Genomic DNA, 15,196 nt, shown 5'->3' on the forward strand with positions numbered 1-15,196 from the left:
TGATTTGCTTTATTTTTGGGATCTCTGCCGATGCAAAGCAAAGGGATTGGATATCCGCCCGGAACGCTTCTCCTTCGTGTCCGCGATATGTTTCATCATGTTGGGCCAGTTGGCCCGAATGATGACATCCTGGAGCTCCTCCATGCGCAGAGGGGCCAATGGAGTCATGTACGGCACACCGAAAGAACGCAGATGCAGCATATGAAGCAATAACATTAACAGCAGCATCAGGATGCCGTAGAGACCTAATGCAGCTGCCGCGATCATCATAGGGAAACGAAGCAAGCGGAACGCAAGTCCCAGCTGGAAGCTCGGGAAGATAAAAGAAGCAATACCCGTCATAGAGACGATGATGACGAGGGGCGACGACACGATGCCTGCGGCTACCGCAGCCTGACCGATCACCAAGGCCCCTACTATACTGACCGCTTGGCCGACCGGACGAGGAAGACGTACACCCGCTTCTCTCAAGCCTTCGAAGGCAACCTCCATCAGAAGGGCCTCCACAAAGGCAGGAAAGGGAACCGTCTCCCGGGCAGAGGCGATGCTGATTAATAGCATGGTGGGTATCATCTCATGATGAAAGGTCGTTAAAGCAATATAAAGGGATGGAAGGAGAAGCGAAGAAATAACGGCCAGCAACCTCAACATACGAATGGAAGAAGCAATGAAATACCGTTGATAATAGTCTTCCGGCGACTGCAGCAGTTCGAAGAATGTCCCCGGTACCAGAAGAACAAACGGGGTGTTGTCAATGATAATGGCGACCTTGCCCTCCAGAAGATTGCCGACCACCCTGTCCGGCCGTTCTGTGACTAATACTTGCGGGAACGGTGACAAGGCATGATCTTCGATAAGTTCTTCGATATAACCGCTTTCCAGAATAGCGTCGATTTTGATACGTCCGATTCTTTCTTTCACTTCTCGGACCAAGGCTTTATCGGCAATGCCCTCCAAGTATACAATCGCAATCTCAGTATTGGATAACCGTCCTACTTTTACTTCTTCCATTTTGAGGGAAGGAGTTTTCAGTCTTCTGCGAATTAAACTTATATTCGTACCGAGACTTTCTTGGAAGCCTTCTCTCGGACCGCGAATCACTGCTTCTGTCGCCGGTTCTTCAATCGATCTTTTCTCCCAATGCCGCTCATGAATCACCAATACTTCAGGCAATCCATCCAGGAGCAATGCGACATCTCCGGCTAATATATGTTCGACGGTTTCGTCAAACGTCCCGACCCAGCCTGCTTGCGAAGCATAAATCAATTGATTTTGAATCTTGGTTTTCATATCAGCGGTGAAGGGTCCCGGCTGCTCCAAAAAATCGTCACGGCACTCGGTTAACTGTCTCATGATGTTCAAGTCGACCGACTTGATGTCTACCAGTCCGCATAAAAAAATAAGCGCGCCCTTTTTACCGCCATTCATCTCGACATTACGGTAATGGATATCTGCACATTTGTTAAAAACCGTCTGGAACTTCAATACATCTTCATTCACAGCTCCACACAGCGTGTAACCGCCGGCAGTTCTATCCGGTTGCACGTTTTGTGCCATCCCTCTTCATTCCTTTATTTGGCTAACTGGTTTTATTAATATGAACATCGCCTTTCCATAATATACAATTACGCAAATAATCCTTCACCGGCGTGAAGGATTATGGTGGAATACGTGTTTAATTGTCAGGTAGCGTTAGCCGAGCTTTTGGCCGCAGTTCGGACAAAAATTGGCCCCTTCCGTCTTCGTGCCACAGTTCGGGCAGAAGTTCGGCTTGGTGCCGCCACCGGATGGAGAAGATGTCGGCTGGGCAGCAGCTGGAGTCTCCGGGGCTTTATTGATATTTTTCATCATTTCATTAGCTATATTCATCCCCATCATCATGCCCGCCATGTCGGATGCGGCTCCGCCGCCCTGCACCTTGCCGGAGGCGATGCCGTCGGTCATGCTGACCTGCTGATACTTCTGGAGATTGCCGATCATCTCATGAGAAGCCGTCTTCGTAATCATAGCTTGAATTTCCGGCGGATAGTTGAAGCTCATGACGTTAAAGCCCGTAATCGTCATCCCGTTATCCAACACCTGCATATCCAGATCCTCGCGGATCCCCTGGGCAATATCGGAGGCATTGGCTTGCAGATTGAACATGTCCTTCCCTTCGCGGCTGATCCACTTCATCAGCAGCTGGTCCAGCACCGAGGTGATCCTCAGCTTCACGTCCTCCACCAGGTAGCTGTCCTTGACTCCGGCGATCTTGTCGATCAGCGTGACGTAATCATTCACTCTGAAGTTGAACGTACCGTTGGCGCGGATCGGCATCCCGCCGGGAAGCTGTGGAGTCGGGATCAAAATCGGATTCTGCGTTCCCCACTTGACGGTAAATTCCTTCGTATTGACGAACAGCACCTCTACCCGCATCCCGCTATTGAAGCCGAACTTGAATCCCTTGAGCGTAGATAAGAACGGAATGATCTGAGATTCAATGTTATACTCTCCATCGTCCTCGAAAATCCCTTCGATCTTGCCGTTATTGACGAAGATCGCATCCTGACCAGGGCGGATGATGAGCTTACTGCCCTTCTTGATCTCCCGGTTGCTCCACTTCCAGAAAATCATATCCTCTCTAAACTCTTCCCACTCTACTACATTCGCAAACTGATTTTTGAAAAACATGCCTTATCCATCCCTTCTATTAAAATGATCCTCTGCTGCCGCTATGCGAATGGCCGCCGCCTGTCGTCCCTCCGCCACCACCGCCTCCCGAGCCGCCGCCGTTGTTGTTCTTCTCGATTTTCCGTCTCGAGGTGGTGGTACGCAGATATTGATCCTGATGGTCCAGGACACCTGAGGTGCTCGCATCCTCATACGTTTGCCGCTGCACGGTCACCCGGCCGCCGGAATGGTAGGCCATCGTCCCGACCACTGCGCCGCCCAAGACGAGGGAAGCCCCCAACTGAAACCACAGGTTGAACAGAATATTGTCCGGGTTCACGCCCGGGCGGACGCCCATGTACTTGTAGGCCGTCTGAATATAGGTCTCAAACGCCTGCCTATACTGACCGCTCGTGAGCTTAGGGGTGATCTTGGCACGTAGCTGATCCAATCTTTTGTCATCCAAATACTGCTTTCCTTTATAGAATCCCGCCAAGTACACCTCGCGATTCTTCATATCCAGCATCAGGATGGCCGCATTGCCATGAGGCTTGTCGTAGCCGGGAGCCTGTTTATCGTAGAAATCGTCTGTCATTTTCACTACATCGACATTCCCGGTATCCTTGGAGGTCACAATGATGAAGTCCGTTTGTCTCTTGGCCCCGTATTGATTGGCCATGACATTCAGCGCCTCGTAATCTTCCTGGCTCAGCAGTCCTGCATCGTCATAGACCAGTTTCTTATTCTCTGCCGCGGTAGCTTCGGACATGAACAGTTGCATCGGTACCGCCAGGATTACAGAGACCAGAAACATTACGGCCAGTATCCTCCTCGTTCTGATCACCACAGTCCACCTCCCATCATCCAGGAGATTAGCTTCAGAGAGAGGAAAGAAGCCCCGAAGATACTCGCAAACCATGCAGCCACCTTGGCCTTGCTGATCGGAGGCTTGCCGACCACCTTGCCCGTCTGGCCGTTCATGGCGAACGTATACTCCAGTTTATTGAAGTCATAGTGGACGACCCATACCGGAAGCAGCACATAGTCTGCATGCTTTAACTGAGTATCGATCTGCTTGTTCGTATAATTCACCGTTGTGTACCCGGAGGTAGAAGTTCGGATCGCCGCTTCGATGTATTCACTGATCTTATGCTTCGCCCGGGGAAGCAGCTCTTGATCGGTGTAGCTGTACTTCTCCGCGATGTAGCCGGCAAGATAAGGCGTTTTGAAGCTTTTCAGCTGAGCATACGGGAACGGCTCCAGCTTATCCATCAGCTCGTCGTTCATTTTCTCCGAGGCGTCAATGGGAACCTTCGTATAGTTCAGACGGATCTTCCGGTATAGTTCGAAATGCTGCGTTTCCGTAATCTGATAGTCGCCCTGCGTATAGGTTCTGACTTTCGTACCGTGTCCTTGAACCTCTACCCGATTATGGAGCTCATATAGCCAGAAGGGAACATACATCCCGGTTATGCCCTTGACCCGGTCCGCCGTCATGAAGCCAGCTGGAGTCAGACGGCCATTGCGGCACCATTTCCGGAAGGCCCGCATCGCCTCTTCCTTGCTGATGGAGAACGGGATCACCTTGGCCGGAGCCAGCTTCCCGGTCAGCCGGTCGCCGAGCACGACACCGGAGCCGCAGAAGCTGCATACCGTCGCCGTCGTCTCCGCCTCCGTCATGATGATGGCGCCGCAGCTGGTGCAATGATATTCCTTGGCCTCGTCTTCTGTAAAAGCCTGCTTCGTAAGAAGATCCGGCATATCTTCGATATTGTCATTTCTTCCGCAGCTGTGACAGGACAACATCCCGGATGTACTGTCGAACACCATGCCGCTGCCGCAATTTGGACATTTGTACTCGATAACCTGCATCGGTTCACCTCATGATCGAAGAGACGTTATTCCTTCTTCTTCAATTTCTCCTTGATTGCGGCCAATTCGTCTCCGGTATCCGTCCCCTTATCCGTATCCCGATCATATTGGGCCAGCAGCTCATCCAGATCGTCCTTCTGCCCCCCTCTGAGCTCAGCGAGGGCCATGGCTTCCTCATAGGCGCTGTTCACCTTCTCCTCCGCCGCTTGGAACGCAGCATCCTGACCGCCGACCGATGAGCCGGCAGCATTGATCCTTTGCTGCACTCGGGTAGCTGCGAGCTTGCCCTTCAGCTCAGCCTGGCGCGCTTCCAATTGGCCGATATCCGATATCAGCTTATCCTGGATGCGCTTCATGCTGGCGGCATTCGAGGCGGCCAGGTCATAGGCCGCTTGCAGTGAGGCTTCTTTCTCTGCGAGAGGCACCTTCCTCTCCAGGAACTTTCGGGCCTCCCCATCGTTGCCCGCCTCGACCGCCTTCTCCGCATAGCGCTGCAGCTTGGCAATCTCGGCCTGACAGTCGTCGAGCGCCCTCTTCGTCCTTCGCTCGTCCGCCAGTACCGAGGCCGTCTCGGCCTTCACCTGACCCAGGTCGCGGTTCAGTCCGCGCATGAAGTCATCGATCGTCCTCTCCGGGTCTTCCGTTTTATCCAGTAAGGCATGGATATTGCTCGCCATAATCTCTCTAAACCTTGCTAAGATTCCCATAAGGACCTCCCCGCGAATGAAGTGCTTAGCCTAATCATACTCCATAATACTTAGTATGGGCTTAAAAAGATTCATTTTCGTCCACATCCATTTTAATTCCATATCCTGCCAAGCACAATAAAGCCCGAAGCCTCTCTCTCGAGAAGCCCCGGGCTCTGCCACCGTTAGCCTATTATTTTCTTACCAGGACAAAATCATCGAACGCCGCCCAGTTGCTTCCTTGCGCGTTGGAATGCACGCCGATGGTGATCGTGCCTGTCGTCACATTGATATTGTCGATGACGAGCTGCACCCATGTGCTCTGCGTGCTCTCGCCTCCCAGATCGTGAGTCAGCGTCGATCCGCCGTAGTTGCTCGCTTCCAGACGAACCGCGTTCTGAGTGCCGCTGGAGCGGACCCAGACGGATGCCTTATAGCTGCCATTCGGGACAGAGACTGCTTGGAACGTCGTTTGCTGGTAAGGCGTAGCCGCGAAGTGAGTCAGCTTGTACGTGCCGGTGCGAGGCGTATTATTGTCCACGCTATGTGCGGTTGCCTGCCCGGTTGGATGCCAATCGCTCCAGCTTCCGGTATTCCCGGTCTCAAAACCAGGATTAGCCAGCAGATTGGCCGCAGTGAACTGGATGCCGTTCAGGTTCACGGCTCCCCGGTATACGAGGTACACGTCCTTGACACCATTCGCACCGCTCAGAGCGGCACTATTCGTCACCCAGGTTTGCCAGCCGCCGGTTCCGTTCACGCCAATCGTACCGAGCAAGGCTCCTGTTGGGCTGTCGGTCCGGACCTCAATGGAGGTAGCCGTCGAGAAGCCGTTGGCTACACGCGCTTGAATGCCGTTCACTCCGCTAAGATTGACGTTCTTATACATGATCCAGCTGCCATTGGTCGCATTGCCGATATCCAGACCGCCGCCGACATCGGTCGTGGTTTCAGGGCGGATTGAGAAGGCTTCGTTATAAGCCGATGCCTTCAGCGCATTGTCGCTTGGGATGACGGTATTGGCTGTAGATTGCGCACCTGACCACTTGAATGTCACAGCCGACTTGGATGGAAGCGTATACGTAAATGCTTGGTCGCCCCATTTGACTTTGAACGTGTTATTGGACGTCGTTTCATTATAAGCAACCAGAACCTTGCTGCCGTCCGGGTTCTTGAGCGCGACGTTGTGAATGCCGCCCGCATAGCCCGTCGAAGCAATCCGGACCGCACCCGGCACCGCGAACTTGCTCAGATGACCCATGGAGTAATACGAAGCGCCATAGGTCACATTGCCTGTGGCTTGGTCGATCGCGATCAGACCGGTGCATGTCGTGCAGCCGCCATTGGTCGGGCCGTTGTTCGTATCCAGCGCCAGGTTCCAGGCGATGAAGTTCTTGGACCAGTGACGGATTGTCTTGGTCAGGTTCTTCATGTCCACATCGAATTGGCCGGTCGTCGTATCCGTCCAGATGCCGCCCGTACATTCCGTCTCGTAGGTGTCCTTGTTCGGGAACAAATAATGCATCGTGGACATGATCGTCGCTTCTCCACCGTAGCAGTGCCATGCAGTACCCGCGGTGTATGCCGCCGCAGCCGAGTCACTATAATACGCAGGGACAAAATCGATATCCCAGTTATGATCGAAAGCGAAAATTTTGACATTCTTGCTGCTGAGCGCAGGGCCCAGATTGTTCTTGACGAAATTCGCCGATTCCTGCGGCGTCATGTACATCCCCGGATATCCGGTCGAGGCCCATCTCGGCTCGTTCTGCGGAGTCACGGCATAGATCGGCACGCCCTTGGCGGCATACGCGTCGATAAAGTTCACGAAGTACGTGGCCAGATCGCCGTAGTTGGCGAGCTTCAGCTTGGCGGTATCTCCGCCCAGCATCGAGTTGTTTTCCTTCATCCAGCCGGGAGGGCTCCAAGGGCTGGCGACGATCTTGAGATTCGGGTTCAGGCTTCGCGCCTGCTGCAGCAGCGGGATGATATCGACCTCATCCGCAGCGATGGAGAACGGAGCCGTCGGCGAGTTCTTATAGTTGTAATTGCCGATATGGGAGAAATCCGAGGCACCGATCGTCTGGCGCAGCCAGCTGATGCCGATGCCATTCGTCGGACTGAACAGGTTGTTCATCAGCGTGTTGCGGGTGCTGGCACTAATCTTCTGATTCATCAGATACCCGGACGAATCCGTGATCGACGCTCCGAATCCGTCTACGGTCTGGAACGTCACATTCTCATCCACATAGATCGTATTCTGGTCCGAGTTGCGGTAAGGCGAGAAGCTGATATTGCTTTGCGGAGCCAGCTTCTCGATCAGTGTTTCATTGGTGCGCCATACATTGACGGTTTCTCCCGCTGCGGCAGCCGGACTCGGCTTGAACAACACAACGGGCGTGGTCAGCAGCGCCGTGCTTAGCGCAACGGCAGTCATACGCTTAAACCATGATTTGGACATTAAATGGCCTCCTTTTTTTTGGGGGGAAGCGGCCAATAGGCCGCCCCTGTCATTTGCCTGTCTTCTGCTTCCAGGCATTCAGCTGCTTCTGCACTTCCGCTACGACTTTGTCGATCCCTGCCTTCTTTCGTTTCTCGATATACTCCGCCAGCTTCTGGTCCACGCTTGCCGCCCCCGTATTGAGCGGAGGGCCGAATTCGTCGTTGACCGCCTGAATGTTCGCAATCTCCGTCTGGACAGGCTCCGGGTCAAAGGTAAAGCCCAGAATCGGCGATGGCTTGGCCTCGCGGTTTTCCTTCAGCGTCTGGTCGCGGACCGCCTGACTCTGTCCTTCCTGCAGGTCAGCAAGGAAGCCGTTGCCGAAGACCCAGGTTTGGTTCGGACTGTACCCGCTGTTCTCGATCAGCTTGACCGTATTGCTCGAGACGCGGTTGTAATGCTTGCCTTCGATCCCGTAGCAGATCAGGTTGAGCAGCTCTTTATCCGTGTTGAGCAGGTTCAAAAACTTCAACGCGCGCTCCGGATTTCTCGAGGTTTTGCTGATCGATTGCATCGATTGAATGATCGTGTTGGTCCCGACAAAAGGCTCAGTGGTCGGCACGATCACAATATCCTGTCCACCGGATGCGATTTTCTCTTCCACCTCCTTCCCAGGCTTCAGTACGTTATGAAACGTAACGGCAAGCTGTCCGGTTTTCTTCCGGTCATCCAGCGCTTTTACGGTCGGAGCGTCCTTGTTGATCAAGCCTTTCTTATACCAGTCACTCATCAGGGTGAGATATTCCTTGTAGCCCGGCGATTGAATGACGTCGAACACCTTGGTCTGCGCATCGTCCCGATAGATACCGACGATCGCCTCATTCGAGATATACTCGACATTGTTGTAGGTCGTCTTCATGTTCTCGAAGTTGCCGGCCCGCGTCATGGCGAATGGGATGATGTCCGGCTCGTTTTCCTTGATCTTCATCAGGAACGGCTCGATATCCTTGATGGTGTTGATCGTCTTGGGGTCCAGGCCGTACTTGTCTGCAAACCGCTTCTGGATCACGAAGCCTTCCTTGTTCGTAATCGTCTGGTAGTTCAGGATGCCGTAGATTTTGCCGTCGACCTTCAGCGCCTCCCAGACGATGTCCGGGAACGTCTTCTTCAGCTCGGGGGCGGTATTATCGAGCATAGGCCCGAGCTCCAGAAACGCTCCGCGCCGTGCATTCTGGGCATAGTTGAACATCCAGAACGAGGTCCAGGCAATATCGAACTGCTCACCAGCGGCAACCATCGTATTCAGCTTCTGCTCATAGCTGCCTCCATCCGTCGGCATGAGCTTGATCGTCGTATTCAGCTTGGCGGTGGTGATCTTGTTGATCTCCGCTTCCACATTTTTCAGGTCCGGATACGTGACCCATTGCGGATAATACCAGGTCAGCTCGACCGGCTTCTCGCCGCCCTCGCCTGTCTTCCCTGCTGCCGGTTCTCCCTTGCTTCCCTTGGGGCTGTTGTCTCCGCTGCAAGCGGATAACGCCAGTGTGCAGCCTAGCAGGACGGAGAGACCTGCCCGCATCGCTTTGTTTTTCTTCGTGACCATATGCCTTGACCTCCTCTGGAATCGGTAAGCTTACTCCTTGAGCGAGCCTACGGTAAGCCCTTTGACGAAATAACGCTGGAAGAAAGGAAACACCACAAGCATCGGCCCCGCTCCCAGCACAGCGAGCGCCATGCGCGTCGTCAGACTGGGAAACTTCGAGGCATCGATCGTTCCCTGCACATACTGGGCGTTGGCGGCGAAGAACTCGATCGAATTCATCGTCCGGTACAGCAGTAGCTGCAACGGAACCAGCTTGCCCTGATCGATGAACAGCAGCCCCAGCCACCAGTCGTTCCAGTAGACGAAGGAGATGAACAGTCCCACGGTAGCCAGAGCCGGTGTGGAAAGCGGCAGGACGATCGAGAAAAATGAACGGTATTCGCCAGCGCCGTCAATATGGGCCGATTCGATAATTTCCGCAGGCATCCGGTCGAGAAATCCCTTCATAATGAGGACATAGAACGGATTGATCAGATAAGGAATGATCAGCGCCCACAGCGTGTCCTTCATATGCAGATATTTGACGATAAGGATGTAGAATGGAACGAGTCCACCGTTGAACAGCATCGTGAACACCACGATCAGCGTGGTTGCCTTGCGGAACCGGTAATCCTTGCGCGACATCACATAGGCGATCATCGCCGTGAATAGCAGTCCCGCCGCAGTGCCTAGAACCGTGACTAGGATGGTAACACTGTACGCATCCAGCAGCACGCCGGGATTGGTAAACACCGCCCGGTAGCCGGCCAGACTGAATTGCTGTGGAATGATGCGGTACCCGTCCCTGACGACCGCTCCTTCCCCTGACAGGGATACCGCGATAACCAGCAGGAGCGGAAATATCATGGCGATCGTCACAAGCCCGAACAAAGCATGGTTCACCATCGGGGCCATGGACCCTGAATTCTTCTTCATAGTTGGAACGCCCCTTACCATAATGCATGCTCCGAATTGAACTTCTTGATGATTCCGTTGGTCGCCACAACCAAGATAAAGCCGACGACCGACTGGTACAGGCCTACTGCAGCAGACATCCCGACATCCCCGACGGTCCGCAAAGCCCGGAAGACATAGGTGTCGATCACATCCGTCGTAGCGTACAGAAAGCTGGAATTGTTCGGGATGAAGTAAAATAGCCCGAAGTCTGCGCGGAACATCCCGCCGATCGCTACAATGAACAGCACGACAATAAGCGGCGTCAATAACGGAAGCGTGATGCGGCGTACCATCTGCGCCTTGCTCGCCCCGTCGATACGGGCCGCCTCGTAATAGGAAGGATTGATGCCGATGATGCCCGCATAATAGACCAGCGTCGAGAAGCCGACGGTCTTCCACAGATTCACGGCGTTCAAGATATAAGGCCAGCGGCTCGCCTCCTGGTACCAGCTCACCGGCTTCAGGCCCAGCCAGGACCACAGATGCTCGAGCAAGCCCCTCTCCTGCTCCAGGAAGGCCAGCACGATGTAGCCGACGACGACCCAGGAAAGGAAGTATGGCAGGAACAGCGCCGTCTGGTACACCTTCACCGCTCTGCCCGACATCTCGCTGAGCAGCACAGCCAGCAGCAGCGCGCACACCATCGTAAGGAGTATGAAGCCGAAATTATACAGCACCGTGTTCCGCGTAATTCTCCACGCATTATCTGAGACGAAGAAAAACCTGAAGTTATCGAAGCCGTTCCATTCGCTTCCGAAGATGCCCTTATCGAAACGAAATTTCTTGAACGCGACGATCAATCCGATCAGCGGCAGATAGCTGAATACGAGCTTGAACAGCAAAGCCGGCAGACTGAGAATGAACAGATCCCGATTTTTTTTGAAATGTCCCTCGTGCTTAAGCGTACTCCCTCGGACGATCTGACTTTTCATGTTGCACTCACCTCCCCCGGCTGCCGGATTGTTGGACGCAGCTTTCATGGGCCTATCATGTCAGATCAGCCGGGGTTCTTCCACTGAACAAATCGTACTTTTCTCTTTCTCGGCGTTCACTTTCCGCACTTTTCTCTCTGTGCAGCCGCCTGCTCAGGAATAAGGCCTTGAAGGTCAACATGTGTTGATCATTCAAGGCCTTGCATTCATTGGATTCCTGGTTTGTCCGGAGCTATCACCTTTCTAAGCCGGTAATTTTTCGGAGAAGTGCCGTATTTGACTTTGAACAGCTTGAAAAAATAACTTTGCGACCGGTACCCGGCAAGCTCCATGACTTCATTAATCGTAATATCCTTCGTCTCCAGCAGCTCCAGGGACCTCTCGAGACGAATATCATTCATGTACTCCGTCACGGACAGGCCTGTACTTTGCTTGAACTGCCTTCCGACATACGCCGAGGACATCTTCAGCAGCTGAGCGATCGATTGCAGACTGAAATCCGGGTCCATGCTGTTCTCCGCAATCATATCCTTGATCGTCCGGCATAAGATTTCCGTCTTCTCGTTCTCCCCCGCACTGGCTTGATCGGAGAGCTGGACTGCGAGCGAGTGGAACAGAGACTCCATCTGCTCCGCCGTTTCCTGCTCCAGCACCTCTTGGTAGAACTGCCTGACATTTATCGCAATCGGCCGCAGCCGGTTTTCATTGATTTCGCTAATCGTCTTCGTTACCGTAACGGTCATATGCAGGACCGCATTCATGAATTGGGTATACGTCAGGCCCGACGCATACTGGAAGAAATAGCGGAAGTCATGGCTCAGCTCCTCGCTGTTCCCCACCCGCAGGTGCTCGATGATCTGCTTCTCGATCTGGGTCGCCTGATGAATGTTTTCGTGGCGCTCGCTTTCCCCGACCAGCTTGGATGTAATGATCATCGAGCTGCCGAGCAGCATCCGGTACAGGATCAGATGCTGCGCCTCCGTGTATGCTTCTGCAATATCCCGGTAATCCGCGAAAGGCTCCACGAGGGAGATCGTCGTCGACAGCTGATAGTAGCGCTGGATGACTTGCTGCATTTCCTTGATGGATGCTTCGAAAGCCTCTCCCGAGAACGACTCCCGGCTGAGCAGCGAGGCGAGGAAGACGAAATGATTCTCCCCCATCTCGATCCAGACGGGCTTGCACCACCTGGCAAGCAGCTCCTCGGCAATATTCCCAAGTGCGAACCGGTAAATTTTCTGTTCATTGGGGCTGGCCTGCATCATCTTCTGATCAAACCTGTCAATTTTGCAAACACCTACAATAAACGGTCCGTCCACGTCGATCTGCAAGCCTTGCTCGTCCAGCAGCTGGCGGAACTTATCTCTATCCAGGGCTGCGCTTCTCGTCAGCAAGCCCCGGACGTGGAATTGTTCGACGATCTTGCGGTTGCGGGCATGATGCTGCTCAGCGCTATTGGCTTTGTCCATCATCGAGGCGTAGCTATCGGATAAAAACGACCACTCGTCCGTCTGCTTGCCCGGCTTCCCCTCCCTAGGTGCGGAGTCTCGGACCTGCATCATCATCGTTTCTACCGGCCGGTACAGGCGCGCCGAGATGATATAGGCGATGATAGCCGACAGCAGCAGGAACAGCGCAGTCACGATGAGAAGCATATTGCGAATGCCGTTCAGCTCTCGGAAGGCGTAATCATACGACTGAATGGTCACGGCCTTCCAATTATAAACGCCCAGCGACAGGACCGTAACGATAGACTTGTCCTGGCCTTCTCCGTATGTGAACGATTCGAAGTCTGCCGTACTGGCTTGAATGCGCTGCCCGATGGCGGCAGGCAGAAAATCCGCAGCTTTATTTTCATTGGTGTAGAGCGATCCCGCTCCGTCCATCAGCAGAACCGAGCTGCTTTTATCATAAGCCAGATCGTTGATGACCTTGATGTTGTTCAAGATCCATTCCGGCTTCACATTCAGAATCAGCTTGCTCTGCCCGGCGATGTCCTCCTGCTTGTCATACATGAAATAAGAGAAAAAATCGACGGCAGCAGGCAGTGAGTTATCCGTAATCTTAACCGGGATCAGCTTCATCTTCTCGATGGGCTGCTTCTCCGCGATTTGCCGCTCGAAGCGGTCAATCTCCGCATGCAGATTGTCCTGGAACTTGCGATTGGTGGACAAATACGTATGGGTGTAACGGTTGTACAAGATGATGGAGTGCAAATAAGTCGAGGAATCCGCGACTTTGTCGAGCTTGGCCAGCTTTGTGGCGATATCCTCGTAGCTGAACGTTTTACTGTACAGAATAGGAATCACTTCATTGTCGAAGTACAGAGACATCATCAGGTTCTTGAGAATTTCATCCATGTACTCGACATTGTATTTCACCTGGGCGAGTACCTTGCGATTCGCTTCCGTCTGAATATGCAGTGCAGCGTTCTTCATATTCCAATAGAGTGTTGAGGCGAATACGCACAGAACCATTACGACGAATACGATGAGAGAAAGCAACATGCGCCGCAAATATTTGCGGGAACGGAATCTGGCCAGCATCCGGCTCCTCCTTACCTTATGTCCTTGGCAGGCTTATGACGAAGGCAGGGCTATCCCGTACATCGGGACAGCCCTATCTTGCTATCGATTGCTATGGAAGCATGCTACACGCGCAGCCAGCGGTACGTAGCCACGCTTTTGGCCGGAAGGCTCTCCAGCAATTGCCGGCCCTCACACACCACGCGGAACTGCTGCTCGTCCTCTGTCTGATTGATGACCACGACCACGATCGTTTGATCGGGATTCAGGAACGCGACATTGGTGACGGTCGCAGCCGATCCGTAATTGCTCTCGATACGGTGGGCACCTGTCTGGATAAACTTCGAGAATTGCCCGGTCAGGTAAAACTCCGGCGTCATCCAGTATTCCTCCCGGTTCGCAGCATTCTGGACGAGCAGCGTCGGGTCCGGGGTCCCGACCCACTGGTGCTTACCGATCGTGCTGTCGAGCATCGTGACCCAGGCATTGTAGCTGGAGGCCCAGTTCCGGAAGTATTGCGCAATCCGGTCAGCCGCCGACACGCCCCAGATCGACCGCTCGGTCATATGGATCGTTTTGTCAGGATAGGCGGACTTCAGCTCGGTCATGACCGTTGGTTCGCCCTCATAATCATGGAAGGCAATCCCGCTTGTGGCTGCATGGCCAGCCTCGTCGCTCAGGATGGGACAAACGTACGCCCAGCTGTCGCTGAAATTATGATCGAAGATCCAGATCTTCGTCGTCAGCCCGTGCGCCTCCAGCTCTCGCCTCAGGGCTATCACGAGCTCCCGCTGGCGCTCAGGGCTCATATAGCAGCTCGGATAGTCGATTTCGAGCAGAGGCTCGTTCTGTACGGTGATCGCATACAGCTCGATACCCTGTTCCTTGTAGGCTTGAATGGCCTTGCGGTAATACCGGGCGAGCACGTCAATATACGCGTAGCCGGACTTCAGCTCGCCCTTCTTCAAGCTGCCGGAGGTTTTCATCCACGCCGGCGGTGACCAAGGGGAGGCAAAGAACCGCAGATCCGGCGAAATCTCCTGCATCCGCTTGAGCGTGCCGACAATGCCCAGGTCAATATCCTTCTGAATCGAGAACCTCTCGAGGGAGAAATCCGTCTCCCCTTCCTCCAGATCGTTATAGGTATAGAAGGTCTGTGCGGTAAAGTCCGAGGTGCCTAGCGCGATGCGGATGAGGTCAAAGCCCGCACCTTGATCGGAATCGAGCAGTTGGGTCAAGACTTCATTCTGCTTGGAAGCCGACATCTGGGACAGATTATAGACCGTGCTCTCCTCCATCGAGGTGCCTATGCCGAGGATCTCCTGGTAGGCGATGTCCGGAAACACCGCGATCGTCTCAGCGTGAACGGCGCTCGGCGCCGTCAGCTTGGCTAGCGGCCTGGCCTCCCATGTATGATCAATTGCGAAAGACTCATAGAACCAGGACCTGTTTCTCGGTTCCTTCTCAGAGCTCCACCATACGTCTACCTGATTGCGTTTGTCATGATTCGGATGCTGGGTCATGTTATTCTCCTTTGGGCTTTAATCGAAGTA

At 53.7% G+C, this 15,196-nt stretch carries 11 protein-coding genes; all 11 read right to left on the bottom strand.

Translation table 11 applies throughout. The features are described 5' to 3' along the window. Nucleotides 1–9: 9 nt before the first annotated feature. A complete protein-coding gene (locus tag WMW72_RS04400; protein WP_341414206.1) occupies nucleotides 10–1,557 on the bottom strand; it encodes a spore germination protein in 1,548 nt (515 codons plus the stop codon). Nucleotides 1,558–1,692: 135 nt separating this feature from the next. Beyond that, nucleotides 1,693–2,670, bottom strand: coding sequence for an SPFH domain-containing protein (locus WMW72_RS04405; RefSeq protein ID WP_341414207.1), 978 nt, complete (start codon nucleotides 2,668–2,670; stop codon nucleotides 1,693–1,695). 19 nt (nucleotides 2,671–2,689) lie between these two features. Then, nucleotides 2,690–3,463, bottom strand: coding sequence for a TPM domain-containing protein (locus WMW72_RS04410; RefSeq protein ID WP_423227518.1), 774 nt, complete (start codon nucleotides 3,461–3,463; stop codon nucleotides 2,690–2,692). A 26-nt stretch (nucleotides 3,464–3,489) separates the two neighbouring features. Further along, nucleotides 3,490–4,521, bottom strand: coding sequence for a TFIIB-type zinc ribbon-containing protein (locus tag WMW72_RS04415; RefSeq protein WP_341414209.1), 1,032 nt, complete (start codon nucleotides 4,519–4,521; stop codon nucleotides 3,490–3,492). A 26-nt stretch (nucleotides 4,522–4,547) separates the two neighbouring features. Then, nucleotides 4,548–5,228 (bottom strand): PspA/IM30 family protein, encoded by a 681-nt coding sequence (locus WMW72_RS04420; protein ID WP_341414210.1) that lies wholly within the window; start codon nucleotides 5,226–5,228, stop codon nucleotides 4,548–4,550. A gap of 172 nt (nucleotides 5,229–5,400) precedes the next feature. Beyond that, complete coding sequence (locus tag WMW72_RS04425; RefSeq protein WP_341414211.1) at nucleotides 5,401–7,668, bottom strand: carbohydrate-binding protein; 2,268 nt, start codon at nucleotides 7,666–7,668, stop codon at nucleotides 5,401–5,403. Nucleotides 7,669–7,717: 49 nt separating this feature from the next. Next, nucleotides 7,718–9,250: an ABC transporter substrate-binding protein gene (locus WMW72_RS04430; RefSeq protein ID WP_341414212.1), complete on the bottom strand. Its 1,533-nt coding sequence runs from the start codon at nucleotides 9,248–9,250 to the stop codon at nucleotides 7,718–7,720. A 30-nt stretch (nucleotides 9,251–9,280) separates the two neighbouring features. Then, complete coding sequence (locus WMW72_RS04435) at nucleotides 9,281–10,165, bottom strand: carbohydrate ABC transporter permease (RefSeq protein ID WP_341414213.1); 885 nt, start codon at nucleotides 10,163–10,165, stop codon at nucleotides 9,281–9,283. A 14-nt stretch (nucleotides 10,166–10,179) separates the two neighbouring features. After that, the gene (locus tag WMW72_RS04440; RefSeq protein WP_341414214.1) at nucleotides 10,180–11,118 is read right to left on the bottom strand and encodes an ABC transporter permease; all 939 of its coding nucleotides are present in this window, start codon (nucleotides 11,116–11,118) and stop codon (nucleotides 10,180–10,182) included. A gap of 206 nt (nucleotides 11,119–11,324) precedes the next feature. Further along, nucleotides 11,325–13,664, bottom strand: coding sequence for a helix-turn-helix domain-containing protein (locus WMW72_RS04445; RefSeq protein WP_341414215.1), 2,340 nt, complete (start codon nucleotides 13,662–13,664; stop codon nucleotides 11,325–11,327). A gap of 104 nt (nucleotides 13,665–13,768) precedes the next feature. Then, nucleotides 13,769–15,166 (bottom strand): glycoside hydrolase family 30 protein, encoded by a 1,398-nt coding sequence (locus WMW72_RS04450; protein ID WP_341414216.1) that lies wholly within the window; start codon nucleotides 15,164–15,166, stop codon nucleotides 13,769–13,771. Between the last annotated feature and the right edge of the window lie 30 nt (nucleotides 15,167–15,196).

Origin of the sequence: Paenibacillus filicis, from assembly GCF_038070315.1 — a bacterium.
Taxonomy (GTDB): Bacteria; Bacillota; Bacilli; order Paenibacillales; family NBRC-103111; genus Paenibacillus_G; species Paenibacillus_G filicis.

What these genes read in the sequence shown, in the direction of transcription:
- WMW72_RS04400 (WP_341414206.1), bottom strand. Translation starts at nt 1,557, where the DNA reads ATGGCACAAAACGTGCAACCGGATAGAACTGCCGGCGGTTACACGCTG.
- WMW72_RS04405 (WP_341414207.1), bottom strand. Translation starts at nt 2,670, where the DNA reads ATGTTTTTCAAAAATCAGTTTGCGAATGTAGTAGAGTGGGAAGAGTTT.
- WMW72_RS04410 (WP_423227518.1), bottom strand. Translation starts at nt 3,463, where the DNA reads ATGTTTCTGGTCTCTGTAATCCTGGCGGTACCGATGCAACTGTTCATG.
- WMW72_RS04415 (WP_341414209.1), bottom strand. Translation starts at nt 4,521, where the DNA reads ATGCAGGTTATCGAGTACAAATGTCCAAATTGCGGCAGCGGCATGGTG.
- WMW72_RS04420 (WP_341414210.1), bottom strand. Translation starts at nt 5,228, where the DNA reads ATGGGAATCTTAGCAAGGTTTAGAGAGATTATGGCGAGCAATATCCAT.
- WMW72_RS04425 (WP_341414211.1), bottom strand. Translation starts at nt 7,668, where the DNA reads ATGTCCAAATCATGGTTTAAGCGTATGACTGCCGTTGCGCTAAGCACG.
- WMW72_RS04430 (WP_341414212.1), bottom strand. Translation starts at nt 9,250, where the DNA reads ATGGTCACGAAGAAAAACAAAGCGATGCGGGCAGGTCTCTCCGTCCTG.
- WMW72_RS04435 (WP_341414213.1), bottom strand. Translation starts at nt 10,165, where the DNA reads ATGAAGAAGAATTCAGGGTCCATGGCCCCGATGGTGAACCATGCTTTG.
- WMW72_RS04440 (WP_341414214.1), bottom strand. Translation starts at nt 11,118, where the DNA reads ATGAAAAGTCAGATCGTCCGAGGGAGTACGCTTAAGCACGAGGGACAT.
- WMW72_RS04445 (WP_341414215.1), bottom strand. Translation starts at nt 13,664, where the DNA reads ATGCTGGCCAGATTCCGTTCCCGCAAATATTTGCGGCGCATGTTGCTT.
- WMW72_RS04450 (WP_341414216.1), bottom strand. Translation starts at nt 15,166, where the DNA reads ATGACCCAGCATCCGAATCATGACAAACGCAATCAGGTAGACGTATGG.